At 42.1% G+C, this 6,908-nt stretch carries 3 protein-coding genes; all 3 read left to right on the top strand.

What is annotated here, in order from left to right:
* Positions 1-99: 99 nt before the first annotated feature.
* The 3 genes from HMPREF0671_RS11355 to HMPREF0671_RS11345 all read left to right on the top strand — a co-directional run bounded on the left by HMPREF0671_RS11355 (position 100) and on the right by HMPREF0671_RS11345 (position 6,732).
* Complete coding sequence (locus tag HMPREF0671_RS11355) at positions 100-3,345, top strand: TonB-dependent receptor (RefSeq protein ID WP_036900812.1); 3,246 nt, start codon at positions 100-102, stop codon at positions 3,343-3,345.
* Positions 3,346-3,372: 27 nt separating this feature from the next.
* The gene (locus tag HMPREF0671_RS11350; RefSeq protein ID WP_036900808.1) at positions 3,373-5,421 is read left to right on the top strand and encodes a RagB/SusD family nutrient uptake outer membrane protein; all 2,049 of its coding nucleotides are present in this window, start codon (positions 3,373-3,375) and stop codon (positions 5,419-5,421) included.
* Positions 5,422-5,676: 255 nt separating this feature from the next.
* On the top strand, positions 5,677-6,732 hold the full coding sequence (locus HMPREF0671_RS11345) for an IS5 family transposase (protein ID WP_036900805.1): 1,056 nt from the start codon (positions 5,677-5,679) through the stop codon (positions 6,730-6,732).
* The last annotated feature ends 176 nt before the right edge of the window (positions 6,733-6,908 follow it).

Genomic DNA, 6,908 nt, shown 5'->3' with positions numbered 1-6,908 from the left:
CATTATGTAATTTTGAGGCTATATTTTTAAGATTCCTAAATTCCTAAGATAAGAATAATTGTTATTAATAAAATAAATAAATATCTAATATTTACCTTTATGTCTAATCATTTAAATCAAATGTTATTGCTGCTTCTTTCGGCAGCAGGAGGTTTCCCTGCGACAGTCAGCGCAGGAAACACAGCTGGAGTTGCTATAACCCAGCAAGTATCTAAATGTACAGGTGTGGTAAAAGATCAGTCTGGTGAACCTATTATCGGTGCTTCTGTCACCGTAAAAGGTAGCAAGAATGGTGCCATTACCGACCTTGACGGGAACTTCTCTCTTCCTAATGTAGGTAAGGGAAGTACCATTCTCATCTCTTATATCGGTTATAAAACCAAGGAGGTGGTTTGGAATGGACAGGAAATCAACACCACTCTTCAAGAAGACTCTCACGGTCTGAACGAAGTTGTTGTTGTAGGTTATGGTACACAGAAGAAAGTCAATGTGACCGGAGCTATCAGTATGGTAGGTTCAGAAGCTTTGGAGAACCGCCCGGTTGCCAATGTTACGCAGGCTTTACAAGGAACTGTGTCTGGTCTTACTTTCTCTGCCAACAACAATGGTGGACAGTTGAACAACAGTATGTCGTTCACTATTCGTGGTACAGGTTCTATCGGTGAGGGTTCTTCAGATGCTCCATTGGTATTGATTGATGGTATTGAAGGCGACTTGAACTCTTTGAACCCTAACGATATTGAGAGCGTATCGGTATTGAAAGATGCAGCTTCGGCTTCTATCTATGGTACACGTGCTGCTTTCGGTGTACTTCTTGTTACTACCAAGAGTGGTAAGAGCGGTAAAGTGAAAGTGAACTATTCCGGTGACGTACGCTTCAGTACAGCTACTCAGTTGCCTGAGATGGCTAACTCTTTGGAGTGGGCTAATTATTTCAATGTTGCCAGTCGTAATGCCGGTGGTTCTAACCAATTCTCTGATGAGACTTTAGAGAATATCAAGAAGTATATGAACGGTGAATTCACTGATCCAACAAAACCGGAATATTACGGTACAATTGCTGGTAAAACGGACTGGAATGCTTATACAGCATCGTTTGCCAATACCGATTGGTTCTCTGAATTCTATAAAAAGAATGTGCCTTCTACGCAGCATAACTTGAGTTTGAGCGGTGGTACAGAGAAGTTCAGCTGGTTGATTAGTGGCGGCTATCTGCATGAAAATGGTTTGATTCGTCATGGTCACGACCAATTGAAGCGCTACACCATGAATAGCAAAATCAACGCACAGTTAGCTTCTTGGGCTCGTGTAGAATATGCTACCAAGTGGACTCGCAAGAACTTTGAGCGCCCTCAGTACTTGACAGGGCTCTTCTTCCATAATATTGCTCGTCGTTGGCCGACTTGTCCTGTTGTAGATCCTAATGGTCACTGGATGGGTGGAATGGAAATTGAAGAGTTGGAAAACGGTGGTGTTTATAAGACATTCGACGACAGTTTTACCCAGCAACTTAACTTTACGTTTACTCCTCTTGCAGGTTGGAATATCCATGCAGATGGTGCTTTGCGTGTTAATAACTATAAAGAAACCAATGCGTCATTGCCTATCTATACTTATAATAAAGACAATAAGCCTTCATTGCGCGACAGTGGATATGGCACTGTAACAAAGTATTATGATTATAGATTCCGTCAAGATTATTATGCTGTCAATGTTTATACCGACTATACTCGTAGTTTCGGTTTGCACAATGCGAAAGTTTTGCTCGGTATGAACTATGAACGCTACAACCAAGATAGTGCGACAGGTTCTGGTGAACAGCTCACTACGCCTGATTTCCCTTTCTTGAGTCAGACTCAGGCAAATAAGAAAGCTAGTGATTCTTATTGGAATCGTGCTACAGCCGGTTACTTTGGCCGTATCAACTATGATTACGATGGAATCTACTTGTTTGAGTTCAATCTTCGCTATGACGGTTCTTCTCGCTTCACCAGTGATAGACGTTGGGCTTGGTTCCCCTCTGTTTCGGCTGGTTGGAACATTGCTAAAGAAAAATTCTTTGAACCATTGAGCAATACCATCAGTACTTTGAAGCTTCGTGCTTCTTGGGGACAGTTGGGTAACACCAGCTCTACTTACAAAAGTTTCTGGGATTGGTATCCATTCTATCAAGAGCAGGGAATTGCATCTGTAGCTAGTAGCTGGTTGATTAATGGTCGTCAACAGAATGTTGCAGGTTTGCCGGGCATAGTAAACTCTAGCATGACTTGGGAAACTGTTGAGACTTGGGACATTGGTCTTGATTGGGCTGCATTCAATAATAGGTTGACTGGTTCGTTCGACGTTTACAGTCGTACAACAAGAAATATGATAGGTCCTGCTCCTATCTTGGGTTCTGTATTGGGAACTAATGCTCCTAAGACTAATAACTGCGATATGCGTTCTACCGGTTGGGAATTTGAAATCGGATGGCGCGACCATATCGGTGACGTGAAGTACGGTGCTAAGTTGAACCTTTCTGATGCAACTGCCAAGGTTTTGACTTATCCTTATGATGGCAAATTCGAAAATCAGAGTATATATAGCAATTATAATGGTAAGAAGATGGGTGAAATCTGGGGTTATGAGACCGAAGGAATCGCTCAGACCAAGGAACAAATGGACGAATGGAGAAAGAACAACAATCCTAATTGGGGGAGCAACTGGCAAGCCGGCGATATTATGTATCGCAACCTCGTAGACCGTGTTGACGAGAATGGTAAAGAACTTGATAAGGGTGTCGTTAACTCTGGTAGCGGTACCATCGGTGACCATGGCGACTTGAAGGTGATTGGTAATACTACTCCACGTTATAACTTCGGTATTACATTGAACGCAGAATACAAGGGCTTCGACTTCTCTATCTTCTTCCAAGGTGTGATGAAACGCGATTGGATGTTTGCTGAGGATGCAGCTTACTTCTGGGGTGCTCAAGGTAATATGTGGCAGTCTACTGTATTCAAGGAGCATTTGAACTATTGGTCAGAAGAGAATCCTAACGCTTATTACCCACGTCCTTACTTGAGTGGTGATATTAGAAAGAACAATAAGACACAGACTCGCTTCTTACAAAGTGCCGCTTACATGCGTTGTAAGAACATGCAGATAGGTTATAGTTTGCCGCATGCACTTATCTCACGTGCAGGTTTAAGCAACTGCCGCATTTATTTCTCTTGCGACAATATGTTCACTATTACCAGTCTTTCTAATGTCTTCGATCCGGAAGCTTTGGGTGGCGCATGGGGTGGAGGTAAGCTCTATCCATTGCAGCGTACATTCTCTTTTGGTGTAAATGTTAGTTTCTAATTAGAATATCAGAAGCATTTCTTTATTATGAAAATCAATATTAAAAATATAAGTATGTTTGCTGTGGTGGCTACTGCCACCTTGGCAACAACATCGTGTAACGATTTACTCGACTTAGAACCAGTGAGTCAAATCACTCCGGAATCTTATTATAAGAGTGCCGACCAGTTGGCTTCTTATCTCAATAAATACTATGATAGTTATATTGTGACCCCATTTGCAAGTGCAACACACGGTTGGGGTGGTTGGCATGATGGTAAGGCTGCCTCTGACCAGAATACCGATATCTTTGTAAAAGGTTTAGGAGGCAATACGACTAAGTTTGCTGATAACCATTGGGAAGTATCTGCCGGTAAGGTATTGCAGGATAGTTATGGTGGAATCCGTACTTGTAATTATCTCATAGATCAAGTAGAAAAAGGTATGGCAGCTAAGTCTATTAGCGGTGATCCAACTATGGTTAACAACTGTTTGGGTGAAGCTTACTTTATGCGTGCCATGCTTTATTTCAATTTGTTGGCTAACTATGGCGATATTCCTGTTGTAAAGAAAGTGTTGATAGACAACAATGACTCTTTGGTTGCTGTCAGCCAACGTGTTCCTCGTAATGAGGTGGCTCGTTTTATTTTGAGTGATTTGGATGTAGCTGCCAAAAACTTATATGCCCGTTCTGTATATAATGGACAACGATTAAATAAGGAAGCAGCTTTGTTATTTAAATCAAGAGTGGCTTTATTTGAAGGAACTTTCGAGAAATATCATCAGGGCTCAGGGCGCGTACCGGGCGATGCTAATTGGCCGGGTGCGAAAATGGCTTACAACAGTGGTAAGAAGTTTGATATTCCCGGAGAGATAAAGTTCTTCTTGGAACAAGCAAAAGAGGCTGCAAAGCAAGTTGGTAGTACTATTACTGCGAGTACACACAAGATGCAACCAGCTGTAGGTACACCAACAGGATGGAATGCTTATTTCGAGATGTTTAGTCAGCCGGCTTTGGACAATGTTCCTGAAGTATTGCTATGGAAGCAGTATAGTCGTAGCTTAGGTTATACTCACGATGTTCCTTATCGTGTGAAAGTAGGTTGTGCCGATGGCTATACGCGTGCATTTGTAGAATCTTTCTTGATGAAGAGTGGTAAACCTAAGTATGCAGATAGCAACTATAAGGGTGACGTATCTATCGCAGACGCAAAAGAGGGTCGCGATGAACGTCTACAGTTGTTTGTTTGGGATGAAAAGCAGTTGATTGATACCGATCCGACATCTCCCTATTCCGGTAAGACATATGATGATTATGGTAAAGATGAGAAGACTGGCCTTCAGACCCATATTACCAATACTAATCAGGAAATCCGTTGCATCACCGGTTATCAGCCACGTAAGTACTATACATATGACTATACTCAGACTCCTGATGACAACCGCCAAGGTACTGACGCATGCCCTATATTCCGTGTATCAGAAGCGATGCTGAACTATATGGAGGCTGATTGTGAATTGAACAATGGTAATTCTATTGATGAAACATCAAAAGCATATTGGAAAGCTTTGCGCGAGCGTGCAGGTGTAAGTCCTGATTTTGATGCAACAATTGCAGCTACAGACTTGAATAAAGAAGTGGACTTTGGTGTTTATTCCGGTACCAATCAGGTAAGTAAGATGTTGTATAATATCCGTCGTGAACGTATGAACGAGATGGCAGGTGAAGGTCTACGTTATGCAGATTTGATTCGCTGGCGTTCATTCGACCGCATGATTACAAAGAAGTGGATACCTGAAGGTGTAAACTTTTGGACAGAAATGTATAAGTCTTATGGTAGCGATTTGAAGGCTGATGAATCAAGCGATGCTCTCGTTTCTTCCAAGGCTCAGGGTCTATACATCCGTCCTTATAGTCGCTCTATGGCTGCTTCTAATGAATTGCGTGATGGTTATAATTGGCATGAGGCATACTATCTTAGCCCGCTTGGTATCTCTGACTTGCGTACAGCAGCTGCAGATCGCGACCTCAAGAATAGCCAAATGTATCAGAATGTGAACTGGCCTGCTATGGCGGGTGGTCATGCTGAGAAGTAAGACGACTCATTCCGTTCCTCCTCAATAGAGGGTGATGGATTTGAAAAATATGAAAAGAGATGATGGTTGAGCGACCATCATCTCTTTTTTTGTTTGATAGAATAAAAGATAAGCCCCATTTTAGCCATCTCTAGAGAGGAGGGAGAATGAGATAGAGAGGAAGAATAAGAGATGATGGATTAGGGAATCGAGAACTCTGCAAAACTCTTAGTTTAGAAATTTGTTTATATCATTATTTTTTCGTACTTTTATAGTATGAAACAGCAACTCTCCTCTCTCAACTTTGCCGACCTATTAGTCGGTCAGCGTAGGGTCAAGCAGACCTTCTTTTCTCAGATAGATAAAATTATCGATTGGAATCCAATCCGTGGTATTATTGAAATCGCCTACACCAAAGGTAACAAGGCAACAGGTCGTCCGAGCTATGATAGTCTTGTGCTGTTCAAGATAGAACTTCTCCGTACTTGGTATGGTCTTAGTGATGGTGAGGTTGAGGAGCAGGTTAACGATCGTTTGTCTTTCAGCCGCTTTGTAGGACTGGGTTTGGAAGATGTTGCTCCTGATAGCACGACGGTATGTCGTTTCCGTAACATACTTGTAGAGGCAGACCTTTATGATATGGTACTGAATGAGATTAACCGTCAGCTGGAGCAACATGGTGTTATTGTCAAACGTGGGGCTATCGTCGATGCCAGCATTACCGATAGTCCTCGTCGTCCACGTGGTCGCAAGGAGTATGAGATAGTTGAGGACAGGGATGAAGAAACGGGTAAGTTAAAATCCGAGAAAGCTATGCTCAAGGAGAAACTCAAGCCCAATGTGGACGGAGAGGCACGCTGGATCAAGAAAATGGGAAGGCTCCACTTTGGATACAAACGGCATTCAGTTACAGATGAAAATGGATTGGTTCTTGCAGAGGAGACTACTGCAGCTAATGAGAGCGACATCAAGCATTTGGAAACGCCCCTGAAAAAAGCAAATCTTCCGGAAAAGACACTCGTATATGCTGATAAGGGTTATGACTCGGCAGAAAACAAGGAGATACTTGCCCGAATGAAACTAAAAAGTCACATTATGCACAAAGGAACAAGGGCGCATAAGATTACAGAAAGAGAGAAACGCATCAATGTGGCTATCAGTAAAATCAGGTACAGGGTGGAACGCACTTTTGGTTCCATACACAGATGGTTTGGGGGAGGAACGGCAAGATATGTAGGACTTGCCAAAACACATGCACAGCATATTATGGAGGCTGTTGCCTACAACTTATATCGAACGCCAGGGATAATTGTGTCAAATGCTCTCAAATAAAAGAAAATTGGACACAAATATAGATGATAATAATCGTTTGACTGCATCAATTATACCAATATATACGTTGAAATATGCTTCTAAACACAACTAAATGGAAATTTCTCTATAAATGAAGGTTTTGCAGAGGTCTCGAATCATGATTAAGGAAAATAGAATATACGCGAGTTCGGGAT

This window comes from Prevotella sp. S7 MS 2, assembly GCF_000762865.1.
In the GTDB taxonomy this organism is placed as follows: Bacteria; Bacteroidota; Bacteroidia; order Bacteroidales; family Bacteroidaceae; genus Prevotella.
The sequence above is the reverse complement of the archived record's forward strand: the minus strand, read 5'-3'. Positions and strand labels throughout refer to the sequence as shown.

What these genes read in the sequence shown, in the direction of transcription:
- HMPREF0671_RS11350 (WP_036900808.1), top strand. Translation starts at nt 3,373, where the DNA reads ATGAAAATCAATATTAAAAATATAAGTATGTTTGCTGTGGTGGCTACT.
- HMPREF0671_RS11345 (WP_036900805.1), top strand. Translation starts at nt 5,677, where the DNA reads ATGAAACAGCAACTCTCCTCTCTCAACTTTGCCGACCTATTAGTCGGT.
- HMPREF0671_RS11355 (WP_036900812.1), top strand. Translation starts at nt 100, where the DNA reads ATGTCTAATCATTTAAATCAAATGTTATTGCTGCTTCTTTCGGCAGCA.